Source organism: Nocardia sp. NBC_01388 (assembly GCF_045040085.1).
In the GTDB taxonomy this organism is placed as follows: domain Bacteria; phylum Actinomycetota; class Actinomycetes; order Mycobacteriales; family Mycobacteriaceae; genus Nocardia.
This window is the reverse complement of record NZ_CP109553.1, coordinates 5,561,483-5,582,939: the sequence shown is the minus strand read 5'-3', so window position 1 is coordinate 5,582,939 and position 21,457 is coordinate 5,561,483. Positions and strand designations below refer to the sequence as shown.

General features: G+C 64.0%; 21 protein-coding genes. 11 read left to right on the top strand and 10 right to left on the bottom strand.

From position 1 onward, the window contains the following. Position 1 precedes the first annotated feature (1 nt). The 4 genes from OG716_RS27225 to OG716_RS27210 all read left to right on the top strand — a co-directional run bounded on the left by OG716_RS27225 (position 2) and on the right by OG716_RS27210 (position 2,864). A complete protein-coding gene (locus OG716_RS27225) occupies positions 2–778 on the top strand; it encodes an ESX secretion-associated protein EspG (RefSeq protein WP_405133507.1) in 777 nt (258 codons plus the stop codon). A 21-nt stretch (positions 779–799) separates the two neighbouring features. Continuing rightward, complete coding sequence (locus OG716_RS27220; protein WP_405133506.1) at positions 800–1,144, top strand: hypothetical protein; 345 nt, start codon at positions 800–802, stop codon at positions 1,142–1,144. 167 nt (positions 1,145–1,311) lie between these two features. Next, a complete protein-coding gene (locus OG716_RS27215; RefSeq protein WP_355124440.1) occupies positions 1,312–1,629 on the top strand; it encodes a type VII secretion target in 318 nt (105 codons plus the stop codon). After that, positions 1,626–2,864 carry a hypothetical protein gene (locus OG716_RS27210; protein ID WP_405133505.1) on the top strand — a complete coding sequence of 413 codons (1,239 nt, stop codon included), beginning with the start codon at positions 1,626–1,628 and terminating at the stop codon, positions 2,862–2,864. The genes OG716_RS27215 and OG716_RS27210 overlap by 4 nt, the downstream gene beginning before the upstream one ends. A 42-nt stretch (positions 2,865–2,906) precedes the next feature. Here OG716_RS27210 and OG716_RS27205 read toward each other — a convergent pair whose 3' ends face one another. Further along, positions 2,907–3,644: a hypothetical protein gene (locus tag OG716_RS27205; RefSeq protein WP_405133504.1), complete on the bottom strand. Its 738-nt coding sequence runs from the start codon at positions 3,642–3,644 to the stop codon at positions 2,907–2,909. A gap of 88 nt (positions 3,645–3,732) precedes the next feature. Beyond that, positions 3,733–4,119 carry a hypothetical protein gene (locus tag OG716_RS27200; protein WP_405133503.1) on the bottom strand — a complete coding sequence of 129 codons (387 nt, stop codon included), beginning with the start codon at positions 4,117–4,119 and terminating at the stop codon, positions 3,733–3,735. A 267-nt stretch (positions 4,120–4,386) separates the two neighbouring features. Between OG716_RS27200 and OG716_RS27195 the strand changes: the two genes are divergently transcribed. After that, positions 4,387–5,049, top strand: a complete 663-nt coding sequence (locus OG716_RS27195; protein ID WP_405133502.1) for a hypothetical protein — start codon at positions 4,387–4,389, stop codon at positions 5,047–5,049. A 10-nt stretch (positions 5,050–5,059) separates the two neighbouring features. Here the strand turns inward: OG716_RS27195 and OG716_RS27190 are convergent, their stop codons facing one another. After that, positions 5,060–5,578, bottom strand: coding sequence for a YbaB/EbfC family nucleoid-associated protein (locus OG716_RS27190; protein WP_405133501.1), 519 nt, complete (start codon positions 5,576–5,578; stop codon positions 5,060–5,062). 229 nt (positions 5,579–5,807) lie between these two features. On the opposite strand from OG716_RS27190, the gene OG716_RS27185 reads away from it, so the two are divergent. Both OG716_RS27185 and OG716_RS27180 read left to right on the top strand, forming a co-directional pair. After that, positions 5,808–6,362: a hypothetical protein gene (locus tag OG716_RS27185; RefSeq protein WP_405133500.1), complete on the top strand. Its 555-nt coding sequence runs from the start codon at positions 5,808–5,810 to the stop codon at positions 6,360–6,362. A gap of 310 nt (positions 6,363–6,672) precedes the next feature. Then, on the top strand, positions 6,673–7,587 hold the full coding sequence (locus OG716_RS27180) for a hypothetical protein (protein ID WP_405133499.1): 915 nt from the start codon (positions 6,673–6,675) through the stop codon (positions 7,585–7,587). A gap of 16 nt (positions 7,588–7,603) precedes the next feature. Here OG716_RS27180 and OG716_RS27175 read toward each other — a convergent pair whose 3' ends face one another. Both OG716_RS27175 and OG716_RS27170 read right to left on the bottom strand, forming a co-directional pair. Next, complete coding sequence (locus OG716_RS27175; protein ID WP_405133498.1) at positions 7,604–8,377, bottom strand: ESX secretion-associated protein EspG; 774 nt, start codon at positions 8,375–8,377, stop codon at positions 7,604–7,606. Then, complete coding sequence (locus OG716_RS27170) at positions 8,374–10,164, bottom strand: hypothetical protein (protein WP_405133497.1); 1,791 nt, start codon at positions 10,162–10,164, stop codon at positions 8,374–8,376. The genes OG716_RS27175 and OG716_RS27170 overlap by 4 nt, the downstream gene beginning before the upstream one ends. A gap of 176 nt (positions 10,165–10,340) precedes the next feature. Here OG716_RS27170 and OG716_RS27165 point away from each other — a divergent pair, with 176 nt between their 5' ends. From OG716_RS27165 to OG716_RS27150, 4 genes are read left to right on the top strand one after another with little or no spacing between them, the layout of a single operon-like run. Next, positions 10,341–10,613, top strand: coding sequence for a hypothetical protein (locus OG716_RS27165; protein WP_405133496.1), 273 nt, complete (start codon positions 10,341–10,343; stop codon positions 10,611–10,613). Positions 10,614–10,623: 10 nt separating this feature from the next. Continuing rightward, positions 10,624–10,866: a hypothetical protein gene (locus OG716_RS27160; protein ID WP_405133495.1), complete on the top strand. Its 243-nt coding sequence runs from the start codon at positions 10,624–10,626 to the stop codon at positions 10,864–10,866. A gap of 7 nt (positions 10,867–10,873) precedes the next feature. Next, positions 10,874–11,296: a hypothetical protein gene (locus tag OG716_RS27155; protein WP_405133494.1), complete on the top strand. Its 423-nt coding sequence runs from the start codon at positions 10,874–10,876 to the stop codon at positions 11,294–11,296. A gap of 6 nt (positions 11,297–11,302) precedes the next feature. Further along, positions 11,303–12,070: a hypothetical protein gene (locus OG716_RS27150; protein ID WP_405133493.1), complete on the top strand. Its 768-nt coding sequence runs from the start codon at positions 11,303–11,305 to the stop codon at positions 12,068–12,070. 55 nt (positions 12,071–12,125) lie between these two features. Here OG716_RS27150 and OG716_RS27145 read toward each other — a convergent pair whose 3' ends face one another. The 5 genes from OG716_RS27145 to OG716_RS27125 all read right to left on the bottom strand — a co-directional run bounded on the left by OG716_RS27145 (position 12,126) and on the right by OG716_RS27125 (position 21,446). Next, positions 12,126–12,416 (bottom strand): hypothetical protein, encoded by a 291-nt coding sequence (locus tag OG716_RS27145; protein ID WP_405133492.1) that lies wholly within the window; start codon positions 12,414–12,416, stop codon positions 12,126–12,128. 14 nt (positions 12,417–12,430) lie between these two features. Beyond that, complete coding sequence (locus OG716_RS27140; RefSeq protein ID WP_405133491.1) at positions 12,431–12,751, bottom strand: hypothetical protein; 321 nt, start codon at positions 12,749–12,751, stop codon at positions 12,431–12,433. Positions 12,752–12,932: 181 nt separating this feature from the next. Beyond that, positions 12,933–13,322, bottom strand: coding sequence for a YwqJ-related putative deaminase (locus tag OG716_RS27135; RefSeq protein WP_405133490.1), 390 nt, complete (start codon positions 13,320–13,322; stop codon positions 12,933–12,935). Beyond that, positions 13,315–13,794, bottom strand: coding sequence for an SUKH-3 domain-containing protein (locus OG716_RS27130; RefSeq protein ID WP_405133489.1), 480 nt, complete (start codon positions 13,792–13,794; stop codon positions 13,315–13,317). The genes OG716_RS27135 and OG716_RS27130 overlap by 8 nt, the downstream gene beginning before the upstream one ends. Positions 13,795–13,820: 26 nt before the next feature. Further along, positions 13,821–21,446 carry a YwqJ-related putative deaminase gene (locus OG716_RS27125; protein ID WP_405133488.1) on the bottom strand — a complete coding sequence of 2,542 codons (7,626 nt, stop codon included), beginning with the start codon at positions 21,444–21,446 and terminating at the stop codon, positions 13,821–13,823. Between the last annotated feature and the right edge of the window lie 11 nt (positions 21,447–21,457).

Below are 21,457 nucleotides of genomic sequence, written 5' to 3'. Positions count from 1 at the left end.
GGTGCAACGATCCTGGACCCTCACCGATCTGGAATTCCTGGTCCTGTGGGAGGAGCTCGGCGAGGAATTCCTGCCGATCCCGCTCATGTACGCCGGCCGCACCGAGTGGTGGGACGACCACCTGGCGAACGTGGTGCGCACCAAAGAGGCACTGCGCGAGCGAGATCCGGCGCTGGCCGAGGTGCTGCCCGTACTGCGCATGCCCGATGTCCGGGTGGAGGTGCGCGGCTGGGACGGCCGCGACCGCACCAGCCCCGAGGCCAGCATTCGCATGCTCGGCATCCGATCCGGCGATTTCGGGTATCTGGTGGTGCAGCACCCCGGCGAAACCGTGCGGCACAGTGCGGGATTCACCGTGACCGAATTCGACGCCCGCGAACTGGCGGCACAGATCGTCGCCGCACTGCCGGATACCGCCGCGGGTCGCGGCCGCGAGATCGTACTGGCCGAATCTGAGCACACCGACGAATTCGACTACGGCTACGGCCTGTCCCCGGCGCATGAAACCATGGAGGGCACGGTGATCGACCGCGCCTCCGACTTCCTGGCGGCCCCCGCGCCGAGCATGGGCACCATCGATGTGGTGCAGGGTCGTTCGCGATTCGGCCCGCGCGGCATCATCCGTCTCCAGCTGGAGTGGCGCGATCTGATCGATGACGGCCGCTATGTCGTCACCGCGGATTTCCCGCCCGTCGCCGCGCCCGCCGATCGCAAGCGCATGACCACGGCCGTGGACACCCGCATCACCGAGGTGCTCATGGCCATCGAGGACGAATGAGTGTGAAAGGCAGGTATCTCAGTGCAATCCGATAGTGCGCCGTTCCCGACCGAGTTCACCGTCGCCTCCCGGACGGGAGCGGTGGTGGTGTGCACCACCGAACAGGGCCTGCCGCTGGCCGTCAGCGTAGAGCGGGACCAGCTGCGCAATGATCCACAGGCACTGGCCGGTGAGCTTCTGCGCCTGTGCAAACAGTCTGCCAATCGAGCCGGTCTGCAGCGGCGCGAGCAGCTGCGCGCCGCGGGCCTGGCGCCGGAGCTGCTGGCCCTGACCGGTCTGCCGACGGTCGCCGAGGTGACCCGCCAGGAGTACGTCGAGGAGCAGGATTACGAGACCGAACCGGACAGTTGGTTGCGGCCCATCTAAACTGGACGAAAGCCGCAGTGCGGCAGGCTGATACCGATTTCCGGGCATAACCTGGGGAACACCGGTTGTTCACCGAACAGGTCCGGAGTTGGTGAACACTTTCCTATGTCCGCTGAATATTCGCTCTGTATAGTTCATTTCGAGTTGATCTTCCCGATGGGGGTCTCATGAGCAACCTCGTTGCAACGCCCGACGCGATCCGCCACTACGGTGACGCCTCGGCCGCGATGGCATCGACGATCGCCGGCGCCGCCGGGGCCGATCAGGTCGCCACCGTCGCAGCCCTGGTTCCGGTTTTCGGCCTGATCGGCCAGGACTTCCTGCTGAGTTTCGCTGGCGCGCAGGGCAATCACTTCGCCTCGAGCGCCGAACTGGCGGCCGTGCACGCCGCCACCGCGGTCACCGCGCACGAAGCCGCCGCCACCTACGACGGTGTCGAGGAGCAGTCCAGCGTCGACTTCATCGCACTGTCGAAGGAGTCATGAGCACGCCGGAGGTGCCGGGCTTACCCGATACCACCGTGGCGGATGTGCTGCGCGGCACCGCACTCGGTCCCATGCTGGACCGTCCGATCAATGACATCCTGCGCGATATGGGCCTGTCGGCGCTGCCCCAGCTGCCGCCCGCACCGCCGCTGCCGGGTCTGCCGCCGCTGCCGGTGATCGACCTGTCCGCGCTCACCCGCCCGCTCACCGATCTGGCGCAGTCCTTCGGCACCGGCCAGATCAGCGGTGCGAGCGTGGATCCCATGCAGGTGCTCTCGGGTGTGTCGAGCGCGCTGCAGCAGGTCGTCTCGATGGCCTCCTCGCTCATGTCCGTGGCCTCCAGCCTCTGGCAGGGTCAGGGCGCCACCGGCGCGGTCGACAAAGGCGCTGCGGCACAGTCGGATGCGCTGGAGTTGCAGACGCAGAACGTGCGGCAGAAGACCGTACTGGGCGGCGCGGCGACCACGGTCGGCATAGGCGCGGCGCAGATGGCGGCGATCATCACCAAGTTCGTCACGGCTGTCACCGTTTCCGCGCCCTTCCTGGTGACGCCGCCCGGCCAGGCGTTCCTGCTGTCGATGGCGAGCGAGACCGCCGCCGAGGCGACGGCCGTGGTCGCGCACACCCGCGTCCAATTGACCGTGCACAGCGCCAATATGGCTGTGGCGGGTCAGAAGGTGGCGGTCACCAACGCGCCCTCGGGTGTCGATTCGCTCTCCCAGGTCACCCAGTTGCTGAGTGGTCTCGGGACGCTGGTGAGCTCGGCGGGCTCCGGTGCGCAACAGCTGCAATCGATTGCGCAGACGCTCACCGCTGATCCCGTGGACGACACCACCGCGCCCATTGATCAGTCGATCACCACGCCCGGCGGCATCGCGCCCGGCGGTGCCGTTCCGATCAGCGGCGGTCTGGGCGCGGTGGCCCCCGCCCAGCTCGGCCAGTGGACCGGCACCCGCTCGACCGCGGCCCCCGGCGGATCCCCGGCTCCGGCCGCCGAACCGGTGGCCGCCTCGCGTGCCGCCACCTCCGGCCCCGGCATGGCGCCCCCGATCGGTGCCGGAGGTGCCGGTTTGGCGCCCCGCGACGGGGAAGCCGACGGCGACAGCGATATCCGCACCAACCTGGTGACGGGTGAACACGGCGACGACGTGGTCGGTGAGCTCGGCAATACCGGTGTCCCGGTGGTCGGCGCGACCGGATCCGCCACCCCGCGCGTCCCCACCACCAATCTCTGATGACCCGGTCCGCAGGCGAATTCGATTCGCCTGCGGGCGGATTCAGTAGCGGATGATCTCGCCCCGATTGATGAGTTGTTCGCGGTGGTCGCCCTCGATATCGAGATAGGGGCACTCGGCCGTGCCCTCGTGCAATGCGGCATCGGTATCGCCGGGCGCGATCCAGAGCAGCCGTCCGGCCTCCAGCCAGGGGCGCAGATCGAAGTCGTGGTCGCTGGGTTTCGGCACGTGCTCACTCGAATCCCGTTCCAGCCCACGCGGATCGTGGATCTCATTGGTCCGGCTGCCCCAGACATTCTCCAGCGCAATGTCCTCGGGACGCCTATTACCGAAATAGGTGATCGCCCAACCGGTATGGCGGCCGATCGGCGACTCCGACAGCACCGCGCGCACCTCGGGATCCTCCAGCAGGCGCGGGACGACATAGGGCGCGGCCGGTCCCGGCATGGCGTGGAAAGGCGCGGCGGTCACCGGCTCGGCGAGGCGTACCGCGCCCTCCATGGTCAGCCAGCTGAACGGCAATCCGGCCACGTGCCGGCGGATGGGCTGGTCCCAATCCCAGTACCAGCCATCGAGATCGACATTGTCCAGCGGCCAGCGCACCACCGCATCGGTGAACGGGCAGCGCGCGACAATGACCTCGGGTAGTTGCCGGCGGTATTCGTCCTGGAGGTCGAACACCCGATAGATGGCGTCCTTCCCCTCCGGGGTATATCCGACCTCTCGATACAGCGTGTGCAGCCGATTGCCCTCGTCGAGCAGGGCCAGTCTTTCCCGCATGCTCCAGCCTCCGGTGATGCTCCGTCACCTGTAGTAATCAGCGACCAGTAATGCTCAGCCACCAGTAATGCTCAGCCACCAGTAATGCTCAGCCGCCAGTAATGATCTGGACCGCCGATTCCTTGGCCGCCTCGTCCACTGCGCCGAGCTCGCAACCGCGCCCCATAATGTGCCGCACCAGCTCACCCTCCGGCGGCAGCCCGTGTTTGCGCAGATAGTGCGGCACCGCGCCCGACCAGATCCACACCCCGTCGGTGCGAAAGTTCAGCGGCACATCCCGCTCCTGCGGCGCGAACTCATCCACCTCGAAACTGCGCGCCGCCAGCACCACCGGCGCCGCCTCCAGATAGGCCAGCACATCGTCCTGGAACCACGGCACGATGGCCGCCCGATCACCGGCCAGCGGCCGCCCGTCCGCGTCCCGCCCCTCGTACACCCGCGCCAGCCGCAGCGCTTCCCCGGATCGCTCAACCATGGGTCGCAGCATATTCGATGTCGCTGTTCGCTATTCGGCTTCGATATCGGCGGCCCAGAGATCGACTGTGCCGCAGGGCCACCGGCCGGATCGATGTGAATCGTGCATGAAAGCCGCTGGCGCACGCCATCTCTCCGTCGGCCGGTGATTGCCGAGGGTTCACGCGATTGCCGTTCAGAGGGGCTGGCAACTCCTCCCATACCGTGGTGGTCCATAGTCCGACCAGGCATTCGGCAGGTGATAGTGTCCCGCCAGAAGGGAGTTCGCATGGGTGAGATACCGGGCGCGCGGGCGGAACTGGACCGCCTGGGCCGAGTGCTGCGTACCCAGGTTGTCGCGCTCATCGAACAGCTCACTCCGGGTGCGGACCTCATGCTGCTCTTCCTCAGCGAACCGACCGTCTCGGAGTGGTCCGAACCGGCGAAATACCGCTATTCGACCACCTTCCGGGGACAGCGACCCGAATCGGTCGGCGCCGCCGACACCGTGCGCCGCGGCGCCGCCATGCTGGCCGACGCGGGCTGGGAGGTATCCGAGTCACGGGAGGTGAACCGCACCCTCGTCACCGGTTACCGAGACGGCAGCACCATCGAACTCCGCGTGCCGGACCACACGCCCACGGTGCTGTACAGCGCCAGCTCACCGGCACTGGTCCTGTCCACACCGCAGGCGGACGAGCAGCCGGACCCGTCCCGCACCTCGGACACCGTCACCGCGGGCTACGTGCTCTGCTACGAATGCGACGGCCTGGGCGTCTGCCCCGAATGCGGTGGGCGCGGCTGGCTGCCCGACGCGGCCGCCGGACAACGCAAATGCCCTGAATGCGCGGGGGAGCGGGTCTGCCCGATCTGCCGTGGGGCCGGACAGCTGGCTGTCTCGCAATTGCAGCCTTTCCAGCGCGGCTACTACCCCGAGCTGCGGTCCGAGTAGCTCGAGCAGTTCACCAACCTCGGCTCGTGGGCCCGCCGCCGTCCTGCGCCGACTGCCAGTCCTCATAGTCCACAGCGTCACTGAACTCCGGCGCCGGTTCGACCCGCTGCGCCAGCCGCTCCCGCGCATTCGGCGGTGCCAGCGATACCGGCGGCGGTGTCGGCGCCTCGGCCTGGAGGTCGGGCATACCGTCGAAGAGCTCCGACAGCCTGGGCATCTTCGCGCGCTGATCATTGATCGGACGCAGCAACTCCTCGGTCTTGCGCCGCACATCCGCCGCGGCGTTCTGCGCCGCGCTCGTGACCGCCTTGCCGATCTCCTCGAGGGACAGCTCGTCGGCATCGGAGGCGAAACGAGTAGCGATCACCACGCAATCGGCATTAACGGTGACGGTAACCCGCCCACCAGCCGCACTGGCGCTGCCCGTCAGCTGCACGCGCTGCCGGGAAACCTCGGCGATAGCGCGCATCTGCCGGGAGAATCCCTCCAGAATCGATGCCGACTCGGCTTCCCCACGGTCCCTAGACATTTCGGCTGATCGATCGCGCTTGCGCCTGCAGTCTTCCAGTCATCGCGAGCCCTCCGAATCCACCGGTGTCTCCGCCGCAACTAGCACAGCGAGATCGACTCTGCCACAGCAACATAGTGAGCACAATATGAACAGCAGGATGCCGCAGCGCAGCATCTCCCGCCGCCGTTCCCACGGTTGTCTAAGCTCGACTACGCAATACGGCCTGACAGGTAGCAAAGGAGTCGCAGTGCCAGACCTTCCACCCCTGGCCCGAACCAACGCCGAAGCCCGCCTCTACCTGACCCTGCAACCCTGCCCCACCTGCCGCAGCACCCGCTGCGCCTTCCGCAGCTCGGTCATCACCATCGACGGCGTCCTGGCCAGCCGGTACACCGGCGAATGCCTGCGGTGTCATGCGCAGCGAGCCCACGAATTCCTGCTCCCCGAGGAAGTTCTCCCACCTCCCAGTGGCACAGTGCAATTCGGTGCGGACAACCCCTCCGAACTCCTGGACCCCGGTGTCTGGCTCTGGTACGCGGACATCTGCATCCGCCAAGTGCCTTCCGACACAGCCGATCTCGATGACCGATCGCTCCGCGCGGCCCGCCACGCCCTGGCCACCGCGCTCGCCGCGACCGAGGAAGCCCTGAAGTTCATCCCCCCTCACGCTGACCGAGTCCCCCTCTCCGCCTTCACCTCCGCCGACGGCCTGGCAATGCACGAACGCGAGTCCGGCCGCTTCACCCGTCCCCGCCTGGAAGCAGTCCGCGACACGTACGCCACCGCCCTGGCCCACTGGTAGCCCGTACCCCCCGATCGCCCACATCAGGCCGGTCACGGTGCTCGTTTATGCTGTCCGGGCAGTGCGTAGATCGACATGCAAGGGGGACCGTCGTGCAGCTGGGCGTGGGCCAGTCGTTCGCGGGGTACACGCTCGACGGCCTTCTCGGGCAAGGGGGAATGGGCCGCGTCTATCTGGCACGGCACCCGCGTTCCGGGCGCTATCCGGCCATGCACCACCGGTAGCGCCCAGCGCTCCGACGGTGGTCTGGCCACAGTCGACCGGTCCATATCAACCAGGCTTCATCGGCGATTCGGAACTGCCGGGTCCCGTGGCCGGCCCTCGAACACGGTTGCGGCCGGCGGCAATTGCCGCCGCGGTATTCGCGGCACTTTCCGCACTGATCGCGACAGCGGGCGCAATCCGCCTGTATACCCTCTACGCCGACCAGAAAGCCCGTGTCAGCCGAGCCTCGGCGATCGGCGGCGGCTACAACAGTGATCTCTACCCGCTCACCTATCTCGGAGTCGGCACGCTGGTAGCGGCGGTTGTCGCACTCCTGCTGTTCGCTGGATCCGGCCAACTGCTTGCCCGCAATGTGTCCGGTCGGCCATTGGTCGTGGCCGGCGCGGTGCTCTACACGCTGGCAGCGCTCCTCGGCCGCACCACCGACAACCGCCCCTTCGAGATCTACGGTCTGGCCATCGAAACCGCCGTGTGCGTCCTGGGTGCAATTCTCTCCATCATCGGAGCGGGATACGCTCTCGCACCGTCGGCAGCGCCAGTCGCCGATCCAGCCGAAATGCCCAGTGTCCCTGGCGGATCGAGAGTCCTTCTCATTGCAACAGGTTGCGCCGCCGTCGTCTGCGCGATACTCGCGGCGTTCGTCACCTACGGCTTCTCCAACCAGATCACCTACTCACCCAAACCGATAACCTGCCGAGTGTTGATGGTCGCCGCAGCGGTAATGACCCTGCTGCTCTTCGCCGGCGGCATCGCGCTGCTGGCCCGAATCCCCGCCGGCCGCTTCATGGTCGCCGCGGGCGGCACCGGATTGCTCGGCACAGCCACCACCGAACTCATCACCCGCCACGTATCGAACCTCCCGCTGGAGGTGATGGGCGCGGAAATCCTCCCGTACTTCCAAGAACCACTGGCAACGGTGATTTACGGTGCCGTGGCGGCCTTTTCGCTACTTGTCACCGTGTCCGCCCTGTCCAAGGTGACCGGAAAAGCACTTCGCTGAGGTGCGATCCGCACGGTCAGCAACGTTCGTCATCGATCCGCTGAATGACCGTTGCGATGTAATCGTCGAGCACGGAGACGAATCGTGGTTCATCCACTGCGAGAGCCTGTTCCGGGTTCGAGGTGAGGGCGTACCGGCCGTCGTCGACGAGGTCTCGGAAGCGAACCTCGAAGTGAGCGATACCGCGAGGACCGAAGGCCGAGCTGCCTTGCGCGATGTGGACGATGCCCGCCGTCGTGAACGGAGTTTCGAGGAATTCGGCGCTTCGCGATATCACGGTATCCGATCGCGCGGCGATGCCGGAATGCCCGAAGTCGTAGTCCAGGTTCTCATCCCGGGAGACGAGGGCTACATCTCCCCGGCGGCCGCGGGGAGCGGACGGCAGGGCCGCGGCAACGGCATCGGAGAGCTGGAGCGGGTCGCACTCGACAACGGTGTACCCCCCGCGACGCCAATACGTCGCACCCGGAAGCTGGCTTATCACATAACCTTTCGGTCCCTTCCTGACTGCGCGCAGGCGAATCTGGGAGCCCGCGCCCCACGGTTCCTGCTCGCTCCACCCGTAGGCGGTCAGGTACAGGTCGGGCTGGAAGAGTACGTCGAAGACGCGGTGAAAGTCGCTGTCCAGCTTGTGGTTCAAGCGCCTACGTGCCTCCCGCAGTTCGCGGTGGAAGTCTTCCGCGGTCCTGGTCGCCGACGTGAAGACGAACGGTTCGGGCGGCTCTTCTCCCGCCTGATCCATCCACAGGACGTAGAACTCGGCTTCGGTGAACTGCCAGGACGCTGTCATTGCTCGGCAACCGGTGTGATGTCGTCGGACAGCGCTCCGAGCACCTCACCGAGATGCTGACCGGCCGTGAGGAATTCGGCAGGCTGCTCCGTCGGGCCGTCGGACCCGGTAGTCGCCGCCAACCCGGCGCGAGGAGTGCTGACGACCGTCGGATCGTCCGTCGCCACCGGAGCGGCGGCGCGGGGGAACAGTTGAGAATTCGGAGGTGTACCAACCAGATTGCTGAGGGCCGCAGGGCCGCCGCCGGACGACCCTCCGGACGGATTGCCACCACCCGGGACCAGCCCCAGTTGCTGCAGTTGCTGGTCGACCAAATTCTGAGCCGTGCCGGCGCCGGTTTTAAGACCGTCTTGAATGTCCGTCGTGGCCTTCTGCACAGCCGATTCCGCGGCCTGGACGCCCGCCTGTATCACCGTGCCGGCCTGAGTGACCAGAGATTGGAGGGTCGGGTCGGTGGTCGTGCTGTCCGTTTTCGTGTCCGTCGTCGTATCGGGACTGGTCGGGTTCGAGTCCGTGGCATCGTTCGAAGTGTCGCCACCCTGCGAGGGATTCTCCTGTTGCGCCGGAGCGGTATCGACCTTCGCCGTCGCCGCCGGCACCGCGATCGAAGCACTCGGGTCGGGCAGGATGGGAATATTGGCGCTGGAATCCTTCACGCCCGCGACATAGTAGGTCTCCCACGCCTGCCGCATGGCCTTCATCGCCTGTTCGACTTCTGACTTGTGCGAGGTATCCGGGTAGGTGTCGGCAATGCTCTTGTGCGGCAGGAAGTTCTGCAGATTGGTGAGCCAGCTCTGAGCGGAGGTGAGAGTGGTGCTCATGTACTCCATCGAGCCGGTCAGAGCGCCCAGATTCTCGAGATACTTCTGGACCGCGGCTTTGGCTATCTTCGCGGCCGGTGACGCCCAAACCCCTTCCTCGGTCGCGGCCGATCCCTGATAGTCCTGGAGGTACTTCTGTGTGGCACTCCGGAAGTTGTTCGACTGAGACCCCAAATAGGTCTGGGCCGTGAGCCAGTCCTGCGCCAGATTCGTGAGCTGGTCGCCGATCCGCTGCCCATTGACGTAGTCCCAATGATTATGAAAGTCGTCCCACTCGTATTGCGCGCTGTACTCCGGCTCCACCCCCGCCGAATCGAGCGCAACCTGGTCCTTGGCGCCGGCGAGTACGGCCGACTGGTTCGCGCCGGGTTGCGTACCCGGCTGTGCTGCCAGTCCGGGTTGTCCGCCGGGTTGCACAGCTAATCCGGGTTGTCCGGCGGGCTGTACCGCAAGTCCGGGTTGCCCGGTCGCGGATACCGCCAGAGTCGGCTGCCCGCCTGCCTGTACCGCCAACCCAGGTTGGCCACTGACGGAACGGTACTTCTGAAAGGCAAGCGTCGCTTGCTGATCGGTGAACGTCCCATTCTTGAACACGTCAGCCGATGCCTGATCCACCCCGGTGAATATCTGACCGGCCGCACCGAACGACTCACCCATCGTGGTGAGCACCTGCTTGTGATCCTCCAACACCGTATCGATCAGATTCCTGGCGACAGCATTGAACTTATCCGCCAACTTGGCCCCCGACCCCCGCTGATTCAACGGCTGCACGTCTTTCGCCCGCTGAAACACCCCGATAGCCGACTCCACCGCGGAAAGCATCCCCGCACACTGCTGAGCCATCGTGCTCGCCGCGGTCGCATCAAAGAAAACACCCGCGTGCGCATCGTTCCGCAGCCCACTCAAGGCGTTGTCCTCAGCCATCCCTATCCTCTCCGGGATCTGCTCGCACCCGCCGCTGACCATATCGGCACCTGCCGCTGTCCGCCACGGGTTGCGGATGAGTCCGGCTTACCTGCACCAGAAGCGAGACTGCCTTGCCGGCTTCGGCAATGGCATAGTGGCTGTAATTTTCGAGGGAGCGGAAGCTGTTAGCACTGTGTGCAATGCTGGAGTTCGTCCGACAGAGGAGGTGAACGGACATGCGGCGTGGTCGTCCCACCAAGGAACAGTTGCGGCAGAGCTTCGATCGTGCACTGCTGCGGAGCATGACCGAGGGCGGTGTCTCCAGCGAGACCGGGCTGGACGGCGAAACCCAGAACGCGCTGTGGGCTGTCGCCCGTGCCTATCCCAACGCCACTGACGAACTTGTGGAAGCTGCTCACCGGGCCTTCGCCGGTCAGCTGGACGGCAGTAATACCGCACGCTGGCGGGCGGAGAGGCACCGGCGGTTTACGGGGGAGCAGGAGCAATAATCCGCCTCGGGTGGACGCGGCCCTGGGCGCCGCCGCCGAGCGCATTGCGGCAGTGGTCGTCGAACAGCACGCGGCCACAAGCGCCCTCGCCGAGATCGTGCTCAGCGTATTCTTCCCGGACCAGCGCCGAAGCCTTTCGATGTGGTACGAATTCGTGCGCCTCGAAGCGCGATCGAAGCGTTCGGAGCAGGACGTACCCGCGGAGTGGCCCGATGTCGCTTTCTGGGTGGGCACAGATTGCGGGGCTGGTTAGGATCGGGGTGGCGGTATTGGGGGAGCAGGAAGGCTTTCGGGCTATGGGTGAGGGATCCGATCAGCTGCGCACGGCGCGGGTTTATGACGGGCTGGACGACGGTGGGCGCCCTATGGCGGTGCGGGAGGTGCTGCCGGATCGGGTGTGGGACGAGCTTCTTACGTATTTGGAGAGCGCGCCGGTAGTGCTGGCTGCGCGCAGCTTCGATGAGGACGAGTTCATTCCTGGCGATCGTGATGTGCCGCTGAAATTTCGGACCGACGGAGACTGGATTTGGTCGGGCTCGGTGCCGCACTATCTGCGCAAGCACGGGTTGCCGCCGGAGCCGGAGTTGGTGCAGCACATTATTGATCGCGAGTATCGGCTCGGCGAGATCGATGAGGCAACAAAGGAACTCGCGACGGATCATTACGGGTGGATGGGAGGGTGAGGTCCGATGACAGTGCTGAACAGTGCGTCGATCGCTCTGCGTGCCGAGCTGCTGCGGGAGAGCTGGCGGCTGATCGAAGAAGCGGTTGAGCTCGAGTGGGTGCGCGATGTCGAGGCGGCGCGTGCGCTCCGGCGCCGCGCCTCGGAGGTGAAGAAGCAATACACCGAGACGCTGCCTGATATCGCGGTGGCGCGTTGCCCGGAAACCGATGCGGTCGTGGAGTATCCGATCGACGTTGTCGATTTCGACGGCTGGTACTGGGATTCCGGGAATCCGTGGCGGCGGGTGCCGGCGGTGCCGAAGAACTGGTTGACAATGTGCGGCGCGGTAATATTGAGCGAGCCCGTGGCTTTCGCACCTTTCAGGTGCGAGCCGGGGCCCGGTCTCCCATATGTGATTCCGCGGATTCTCACGCACGACGGAGTACGCGCGGTGCTCAAGCAGGTCCCGATCGGACCGCACATCGGGTGGACCATCAGCTACTTCGGGCCGCGGCCCGAAGGGGTCGAGCTGGAGAACACCTGGGGGTCGAATGTTTACGACATCTACGGTGACGACGGTGAGTGGCTCGGCTGGGGTGAGTACGAATCCGAGGTCGAGGACTACGATTTCGACCTGGTGCCGTGGCTGGAGTCCGAGAAACTGCTCTGGATCGCACCGGGCGACGTGGATGTCCGGTTGCATACCGGAGTTGCGGGATGTCCGTACGTCGGCCTCGAAGGAGAGCGCCGTAAAGCCGGGATCTTCCGCGGAGCGCTGCACCGGCACAGCTGAGATCCACGCCGACACGGCACGAGAGATGTGCACCGTGCGCGCCGGAATCGATGGCTCAACTGTCGGATTGCTCCGATGATTTGTAGTGGTCGCGTACCTCGCCCGGCACGATGGTGTTCTCGGGCGTCACCGGACCGAATCCCTTGTTGAACTTTGGATTGTCATCGACGATCCGGTCGGCGGGGCTAAATGCCTTACGGGCGCGTATATCTGCCGCAACCTGCTCGTCGATCTCATGTAATCGCTCGACGGTGATTCCCATACGTGCGGCGGCCTTTTCGTCGATCTCCCGCTGCTTGTCCGTTTCAGCAGGTTTCATCCACGGTGGCAAGGGTAGTGGTTGCATGAACGGCTCCTCGCTCAGAAATAGGCCGTGATCGCGGCGTCGAATTTGACGTCGGACACGTCGACGTCGCTACTGGGCCGGTAGTTCCGGCCGCGCACATGATCGAGGAACTCGGCCGGAATCTCCAGCGCATAGTTCTCCAGATAGTGGACCGAATCTACCCGCCAGATCCACTCCCCGTCCGAGACCAACGACGGCCCACTGCGGATCGACTTGGTGACATCTAGCAGATCGGTGACATCCCCCGGTACATCGAACACTGGCGTCGCCGCCCTCATGTACTCCGCCACCAGGTTTCGATCGTCGACCGGCTGATCGGTGCGAGAGCTCCGCAACAGTGGAAGCTCCTCGCGCACCTGTCGGTACATCTCACGGTAAATCCCGACGGGCTTCAACCCGCCAGCTGTAGCTTCGGTCACTGTGCTACCCCCAATATGACATGACCATGGACTTCGCCCAGCCTACTGGGTCGGCGCGGCAGGCACGTGGATCGAAGCGCTCCTCTCCCATTCCCGATCACTCCGAAATAACTTGCACGCCAAGGGCGTCCAGTAAGTTCTGGCAGATCCAGCACGGCTCAGTCAGTTGCCCGTGTTCAGGATTGCCGTGCGGCCGGATCTTCTTCGAGACGAGGATTGCTCCTCTGAAGTGCCGCAACGCCTCCTCGAGGGAGGTGCAGTCTTGGTCGGTGCGAGTAGTGTCAAGCCCCCATAGCTGGTCTGATATCAATGCAAGTTCTGCACAGTTGCCCGCGAAGCGCTGCGGTCGCGCGGCCAGTTGCGTATGAAGGAACGAATCAACCGATGGGTGATGGTTTGGTACCCCCTCGCCGAACATGCTGGTCTGGCTGAATATTTTCCCATTGATTAACAGGGACGATGCGAATGCGGGAAAAGGATCAGACAAAATACCCCTCCGCATCGGAGAGTGTGTTTCCGGATAGTATCGATGAAAAGGCTTCGTATGCGTTCATTCCGAGAAAGTAGCCGCCGGTATGATGAAGATAGAAGAATCTACCGATATCATCGATAAGCCATACTCCGAACTCGTATGTCTCAACCCCGATTGGAAATATTTTTCGATTCAAATCACTGGCGAGCTGTGCAAAATCTTCTGCATCGCCTTCATATCCAACCGTTGGATCCAGCATCAATACCGCCTCGGGCGATTTGTGTGGTAACGGTAATTCCAGTTCTCCATAAGAGCGTGTAAATTGGATCGCGGTATCGGGCGCAACTATTTGCCAGCCTTGACGCGACGCGTCATCAATTCTTATTTGTATGAACTCCTCTGCTTGCTGGCCAATATCCCGCCCGGGAAACCATCCGGCCTCGGTGAGCCATCGGTCTATTTCGTCAGGTTCGAAATCTTTTTTCACCATGTTCCTTTCGGCGTCGCCGTGGTCTAGATCGGATCGATCCCGAGCTGGGGAAGGACATGCTTACAAGTATCGCAGGGAGGTATGTACTCATTGTGACGGCGCAGCACGATACCAGTCCTCCGCTGTATCAATTCACCAACCGTACGAGTATGGATCTGGGCCCCTTCCAGGAATGCCTTGGCGGCGGCTAGGCTCGATATTCTCGCACCGCTATCTTCCAGCTTCGCCAGCCGGTCGCTGATGAGGGCAATCTCGGCACACTTACCGTGGCCCATCCCGATCTTATCGATTCGACCTGCATCGCGGCCCGCCTTGATCTCATCGAGGAGATGTTGAATGACTGGATGGGTGTCAGGCGTCACATGGTTGCCCAATTTTGTCATGCTCGTATGTGCAGTCAGAAGGCCGTCATGCAGCAGCGTTCCAGCACATCCATCCTTGATTTTGGTCTGCCCCTTTGGAACGTTCAATCGGTTCGCAGCATCAGCCTCCGCCGCTGTCATCGGAGGTTTGAGCGCGTCATCCGCGAGTTCGTGGGCTCGATATTTGAGTGCAGCGACCTGTTCGTCGGGATTCAACGTAGAAATGTCTTCCACGGGCAGCCGGTAGTGCCTCATTTCACCGGCCGCCGATCCATGCCAGGGCGGCTGGGGTTCCAGTGGTTCGCCTCTGGGCTCGCTGGCGTCTGCACTCCCGGCGCGGTCGCGCGCCTCGTTGGGTTTGATGTCGTGTTTGTCTGTGTCATGAGTGCCTGGTGCGAAGCCGTCGTCGGTGGCGGTGGTTTTGCTGCCGTCGGGGTGGTGGGTTTCCCATTCGCCGTCGGGTGGGATGCGGGGGCGGCGGGTGCCGTCGGGGTGGGATTCTGCGGTGCTGGTGTAGAGGCGGCCTTGGTGGTCGGTCCATGCGGGTTTGGTGGGGGCCAGGACATCTACGTCGAGGTGGGCGGCCAGGCGCGCGGCGAAGCCGTTGGTTGCTGCGTCACAGCCGATGAGGCGGATGGGGGTTTCGCCGTCCCAGCCGTTGTGGTGCAGGAGGTCGCCGAATTCTTCGGGGGTGTAGGTGCGGTCACCTATGCGGGCGTTGCCATTTTCGTCGATGTGGACGTCGGCAGTGAAGTGGTCGGGGTCTTTGGGGACTTGGTCGGCGAGGTTGGAGAGGACTTCGTCGTCGGGGTGGAAGGAGGCGCCCGCCTCGGTTTCTTTGCCGGGATGGGTGTGGTCGCCAGACTCGATCTCCGTCGGTGAGTGGGCCGGCTCGTCGACAGCCGGCGCTTCTTCGGAGTTGGGCTGGACATGTTCCTGGTGCTGCTCGGCCTCGGGTGCCGATGTTTGCTTCGCATCGGGTGTCAGCGGCGCACTGCTGTCCTCGGGCAGGGTGAACGGCTTGTCGTGCTCGGATGGTGCATTGGTCGGTTCGAGGCTTGTATCGTGCGGAAGTTCGGCGGGCGCATCGATTTCCGGCTGGGTGGCGTTGTCGACGGTATGCGGGACCGGGATCGAAGAGTCGATCAGTATCGGGCCCGCGTCCGGGCTGAATCGAATAAGCGGTTCGCCGCCGGGGCCGTGGCTGTTGACGATCTTTTGGTAGATATCCTCGTTGACCGGCGGATCCATCTCCGGCCAATAACGATGCGGACCGTGCATGACGCCCATGTTCTCGTCGATCATGCGGTTGGTGACCTCGGTGACCTCCTCGAGTGACAGCCTGTCTCCGTTGGGCTTTCGGATGTCGAAGAGGTCGTGGTCGCCGGTCAGCGGCCGAGGTTCGCCAGTGTCCTTGTCATAGGCATATACGACCTTGTCCTCGACAAAGAACTCCCTCTTGTCGGCGAACTTCGCCATTTTCTCGCCGTCTCGGTTCCATTCGTTGAGACGCTCGGTGTATCGCGAATTGACTTTGTCCCACAGCTCGGGGGGTACCTCTGCCTTCGCGGGCATTTCCGGTTCGAAGAAGCCGACCAGGCCGATCTTGTCCTCGGGTGCTCCGAGGTAGACGTCGAACTCATTGATGGACTTGGCTTTGATGGGCTTAGGTTTCGGCATCGCGCCCTCTTCGAGCCAGCGCACAGCACTGGGCGTGGTGGGGCGAACGTCCATGACGTAGTTGAACTCTTCGCAGATCCGTTGGAAGGCACGCTGATTCGCCACCGGCATACCGCGCTGGTTGAGGAGTTCGTCCTCGGTTACCGGCCGAGGGATTCCATCTTCGTCGTCGTGCCTGGTGTGGGTGTTCTCCTCGGGAGTCGGCTGGTGCGTGGCAGCAGTAGGATCCGAATCCACCTCGTTGCGATGCTTGGGTGGCTCGTCTCGCGGCTCGGCGGGAGTGGTCTCCTGCTGCTGCGGGTCCGGACCCGGTTTGTTCAGGGCCTCGGACTTGTTGTCGTTTGGCTGTTGTTCCCGCTCCGGCGCACGTTCGGCCTCGAGCCCTTCGGTCGTTCGAGGCTGCTCTTTGTCATTTCGAATCGGTGCTTCATCCTGGCGCGGCTGCTGCTCGACATCCCGTGCGGGTTGCCCATCGGCTGGAAGATCCTGGCGGGGGCCCTGTTCCGGGCGTGGTTCCTCGATCGCAGGTCGATCGATATCGCGTGGATGTGGCGGTTCGGTTGTGTCGTTCGACCGCTCCGGCGCTCGTTCTTCGGACGGCGCCGGGCGCTCGGATGCCAGCTCTTCCTCCGACATCGGGGGCTTCGGCACTTCGGAAGTGCGGGGTGGATCCGATGTGGGCTCGGCCGGCTCAGTCGCAGGCTTGTCTTCAGGGCTCCGATCCGACGCGGGAGTTGTTTCATCGCCGGTCTTTTCGTCGCCGAGGATGTCCCAGTTCTCGCGGGAATCCTCCTCGTACTTCGGGAGCTGCCCTTCCGGCTGGTCGATCGGTTTGTGGACAGCGGGCTGTGGCGTGGTGCCGTCGGCCTCGGCAGGCTGGAACGTTCTCCATTCGGCAGTGTTGTGGAGGGTCGCGGGTGAGTCGGGTAGTGCGCGGACGCCAACCAGATCCGACGGCGCACGCACCGGGACGCTGAGTTCGTTGGCGATGTGCTGAGCCCAGCCGATGTCATTGCCACTGTGACATGAGAGCAGGCGGACGGGAGTGCCTTCGACGTAGTCGGGATTGCTGCGGATGGCCTCGACGACCTGCTGTGGATCAACCTCGAAATTGCCGTTGGTGGTGGGCTTTCCGAAACGGTCGCCGTGTATTACGACGTCGTGTTCGCCCTCGTTGCGGACGTTGTCGAACACGCGCTGGACTTCGGGGGAGTCGCCGAGGGCGGTCCGGTCGGAACCGTGGCGGACCGGCAGCTCCTCGGAGGGATGAACGTCGCCACCCGGAGTCGAAGAATGATCGCCCGGCTGTCCCTCGTGCCCGGTGTGATCGGCCGGTGTTTCGTGGATCGGGGCAGGTTCGGCCGACTCGTACAGGTAGATCCGGGTGACACCGAACAGCCCCGCGTCCGGGTCCCTGACCACGCCGCGCACCTCGAAGTTGGTGCCAGGCTTGAACAGCACCTCCTTCTCGCCCGGCCGCGCGGAGAGGGCGCTGATATCGCGGCCGGTTTCCGAGTGGATGATGAATTCGACATTGCTGGTGAAGATTCGCCGCGGATCACGCGAAGTGCTGGTGAACGAAGACTCCGGGACCGTCTCTCCCTCGATGTAGCGGGCGATCTCCTCTTTACTGAGATGCGTACCACGCCAGACGGTTCCGTCGTAAGTCGGCATTTTCTCGAGTCCCGACACCATATCGGAGACAAGCCTGTGCTGTTCCGGGCTGAGTTCGAGCCCGTTGCGGAGACGGTTGTTCAAATCGCTGTAGACGTCCGCGTCCGGATCGGTGTAGCGGTGCAGGGCGCCCTGCTCGTCGGCGGTAGGCTCCGTCGCAGGTTCGGCTTCGGGAATCTCGTTGTGCAGCTGCGTATCCGGGGTGTCGGGGTGCGGTTCGTCCTTCGGGTGTTCGTTGTGCTGCTCTTCGGCCGACTCGTGTTCCGACGGCTTTGAGTGCGGCTCTACATGAGATTCGGCAAGATCTTCCGGGCGAGGTAGCAGATGCTTGTAGTTTTGCTCTATGTACTGAGCGAGCGTGGCATCGCGATCTTTGAACGACTGCCACGCGGTGGCCCCGGTCTCCAGGTCGCGCAGGCCGAACTCGTCGAAGAGTTCGCCGATTCTGGCGCGCAGTTCAGGCAATTCGGATGCGCGCGCGGGATCGTGGGAGGCCGCGAAGATATCGTTGATGCGCTCCCGGATCTGTTGGAGAGTGTCCTTCGGGTGCGGAGTCGACTGCGGATCCAGATCGGGGTGGTGCCCGGATTCGTCTGCGGATTGCTCGGGTGCGGGGCTCTCGGATTTCGCTTCGTCCGGATGCGGTGTCTCGGTCTCGGCCGGGCTGTGTGTTTCCACGTGCGCGGGTGCTTCCTCGGCTGGAGGGAGCAACTCGTCGCCGTAGTTGGCGAGGTATTCGGCCATTCCGGAGTCGTGTTCGACGAACTTTTGCCAGATATCAGGATCGCCTAGGCCGAGGTCGTCGACCCGGTTCGCGAATTCCTCACGCAGCTCCGATAGCTCATCGGATCTTGCCGGATCGTTATGAGCCTCAATGATCTTCAGGACGTTGCCGCGGAGGTCGTCGAACCCCTGGTGCAACTCCGCCGTCAGTTTCGCAGCGGGAGCAGCAGTTTCGGGGTGATTTGGCTCGCCCGCATTATGTGCTGATGCGTCCGGGCCGTTCGGTCGAGCGATTCTGTCTTCTGGGAGATGAGTGAACCCGTTCGGGGCGGTGCTGTGTTGGTTGGCGCTGTCCAGAAGATGCCAGTACAAGACCTTGGCCGGTTCGGTCGCGCCTTCGCCATTGTATTCAACATCGGTGAACGCCTCGGCCAGCGCTTCGGCGGCATCGAACTTGCCATCCTCATGGAAGCTGTAATCGCTGAGCTGATTGAGCCATTTGTCGAACGCAGCCTCGTCCACTCCACCACGGGTGGACTTGTAGTAGTTCTCCAGCGCCTGTTCAGCAGTATCGCCAGCGCGTCCTTGGCTCTCGAAGTCGATTGCGTGCCCGAACTCGTGTACGAGTGTCGAATGGATCGGGCGATCGCCGGAGCCGCGTACAAAATGGCCGCTAGCCTCGTCATCCGCGATTGTGTGGGCCAACGTCTCGGGGTCGAGGGCGTGGAGCTCATTCAGGGCAAGCTTCTCAGTATCTACCCGGCCGTCGGGCCTCACCCACGCAACGGCTTCGGCGTAATTTTCCTCGGGCATCGGCTCGATGACGACTTTGGGCAAATCGACGTCCGGGTAGCGAGACAGCATGTCGTCGACAGCGCGGGCGAATTCGCGCAACACCTCTGGCTGCACGTTCGGATTGTCGAAGCCAACTGTTTCGACTCCCCAGCGTCTGGACAATTCGTCGGAGATCTCCTGGGAACTCATCCGTGACCAGTCATCGTCGGGGCGCGGAGACCAATCACCCTCGTGCGGATGGGCTTCGACGGGATGGGCCTCGGACTCAGGCGACTGTGGGTCGGACTTCCGAGGATGTTCCGAAGAGCGCTCATCCGAATGCTCGTCAGCTGCGGCCCTGGGCTGGTTGTCGCGGCGAGAGCCGTCCTCGATGTTTCGGCTCGGTGCGGCCCGGGGACCTTCAGCAGGTTCGATGTAGGGGAACGGGGCCACCGGCTGATCCGACGCGGGATTGGCGTCATGCTGATCGCTGTCCGCTGCAGGGTCTTTCGAATCCTTGTCCGGGGTACGGGTATTCGTCTCTGGTTTCGTGGTCGCGGTGTTCGGCCGAGCTTGGTTCAGGTCTCGGTCAGCAGGTGGGTCGGTCCGCGGTGCATTGTCGCTGGGCGCCGGTCGGATGGGCGGCGCGTCGTCGCTCTTCTGGTCGGGCCGCAGGCCCTCCGGCGCGGGCGACGCTTCCGGTCGAGGCGCCACGACATCGTTGGTTCGTACAATCGACGGCTGAACGGCGGCTTCGGAGCGAGCCGGGAGTGCTTCGGGTCTCGGCGCAGCGGCCTGAACCTCCGGCGCTCGAACCTCCGGCGCCCGGGCGCCAGGTCCCTGCACGGGCTTGTCCTGGGCGCCGGCAACGAAATTCGCCTTCTGATCGGCGGGCGCGGCGTTGGCGACGCGCGCTGAATTATCGGCTGCAGGGCGCGGGGTCGCTCCGTCCTTCGGAGCCTGTGCCTCGCCTGGGCGATCGTTCACTGCCGCCGGGCGTGCCCCGCTGTCGGATGGTTTGGCAGCGGCATCTGCGGGTTTCGCGGCTTCGGCGCTCGGGCGGTTCGTGTCACCGGCACCGTTGCGGCTATCCGAATTCGGTTGACCGCCTCGGTGTTCCGGTGCGTTCGCCTGGCCATTATTCGGAATACTCTCCTGCCCAGGAGAATTCGGTCGATGTCCATCGCCCTGTTGAACGGCATCGCCGGGCTGTGGGTGGATGACCTGCTCATCAGAAGGCTTCTGAGGCGCGTCTATCGCTTGTGGGCTATCGGCTTTGGTCACGGCGGCGGGCTCGACAGGAGCTTGATTCGTATCGGCTTCGAGTTTGGCGGCCTGATCTATACGGTTCTGTTCCCCCAGTCCGTGTCCACCGCCACCCATGGTGCCCATCGCCAGTCCACCGATGAGCAGCTGCGGGCTGAAACTCTTGTCGACCTTGTTCCAGTCGCCTTTATTGTCGTAGAGCTGGGTGCCGAGGCCCGCGCCGTACATACCGCCCGCGCCGGCCAGCCCGCCGACGCCTCCTGTGAGAGTTCCACCCAGCCATTTCGGAAGCTGCTTCTGATCCTTCAGAAGTTTGGTCATGATGTCGTGCCCCGGCCCGCCGAGTGCGCCGCCCGCGCCCCACTGAATGGCCGTCTGAAAGGTCTGTTTCAGATTGAAGCCGTCGTCGCGATGATTCTCCATGATCTGGACGACCTGAGAGCCGGCGTCGAGCCCGGCGCCCATCATGCCGCCCTTGAGAGCTGCGACGGGGTAGCGGACCAGCGGTCCGCTATCGGCGATGGTTTGATTCAGCGCCCGCCACTTGTTGCCACCGGCCGCCAGCTTTTCACCGGCCGCAGTGAGCTTTTCGCCCAGCGGAGCGACTCGCTCACCGAGTGGAACAATGACTTCGCGAACCAGTGGCGCCGCTAGTTCTTTCAGACCTGATTCCAACATGATCGCGCTGATTCGGTCGGCGACCTCTGCGGCGAATTTGGCGAGGACCCCGCGCGCCGCCAGAAGATACGCGGGGACGGCAGTCGACCCGACCAAGGACGACATCAGTGACGTGACCGTCCACAACGTCATGACCGCGAAGATCTCCGACTGAATCTTCGCGAACTCGATTTCCGTTGCGGTGGAACGCGCGTCATGACCGAGGGCTTGCATGCCTTCGATCAGTTTCGGGATCGAGTGCTCACCGTCGAAGAAGGTGGCGAATGCGGCAGTCGCAGCGGTCGCACCATCGCCGACGTAGTGTTTCGGAACCTGGTCGGTAATGCCTTTGAGCGTCGGCTCGAGTTTTTCGAGCTCGGCCGCCGCATGTTTCCAGGCATCACCGAGCGCGAACAGTTCGTCCTGGTCGCCCTTCGGGTAAGCCATCCCGAAGTTGAGTCCCGTCATCAGCCAGCCGGGGAAGAAGTCCCCAACCGCCGTCGTCCAACCCATGCGCCGGCCCG

Excerpts from the sequence above, each read along its gene's own strand:
- OG716_RS27215 (WP_355124440.1), top strand. The coding sequence starts at position 1,312 with ATGAGCAACCTCGTTGCAACGCCCGACGCGATCCGCCACTACGGTGAC.
- OG716_RS27210 (WP_405133505.1), top strand. The coding sequence starts at position 1,626 with ATGAGCACGCCGGAGGTGCCGGGCTTACCCGATACCACCGTGGCGGAT.
- OG716_RS27205 (WP_405133504.1), bottom strand. The coding sequence starts at position 3,644 with ATGCGGGAAAGACTGGCCCTGCTCGACGAGGGCAATCGGCTGCACACG.
- OG716_RS27200 (WP_405133503.1), bottom strand. The coding sequence starts at position 4,119 with ATGGTTGAGCGATCCGGGGAAGCGCTGCGGCTGGCGCGGGTGTACGAG.
- OG716_RS27195 (WP_405133502.1), top strand. The coding sequence starts at position 4,387 with ATGGGTGAGATACCGGGCGCGCGGGCGGAACTGGACCGCCTGGGCCGA.
- OG716_RS27190 (WP_405133501.1), bottom strand. The coding sequence starts at position 5,578 with ATGTCTAGGGACCGTGGGGAAGCCGAGTCGGCATCGATTCTGGAGGGA.
- OG716_RS27175 (WP_405133498.1), bottom strand. The coding sequence starts at position 8,377 with ATGACAGCGTCCTGGCAGTTCACCGAAGCCGAGTTCTACGTCCTGTGG.
- OG716_RS27170 (WP_405133497.1), bottom strand. The coding sequence starts at position 10,164 with ATGGTCAGCGGCGGGTGCGAGCAGATCCCGGAGAGGATAGGGATGGCT.
- OG716_RS27165 (WP_405133496.1), top strand. The coding sequence starts at position 10,341 with ATGCGGCGTGGTCGTCCCACCAAGGAACAGTTGCGGCAGAGCTTCGAT.
- OG716_RS27150 (WP_405133493.1), top strand. The coding sequence starts at position 11,303 with ATGACAGTGCTGAACAGTGCGTCGATCGCTCTGCGTGCCGAGCTGCTG.
- OG716_RS27145 (WP_405133492.1), bottom strand. The coding sequence starts at position 12,416 with ATGCAACCACTACCCTTGCCACCGTGGATGAAACCTGCTGAAACGGAC.
- OG716_RS27125 (WP_405133488.1), bottom strand. The coding sequence starts at position 21,446 with ATGGGTTGGACGACGGCGGTTGGGGACTTCTTCCCCGGCTGGCTGATG.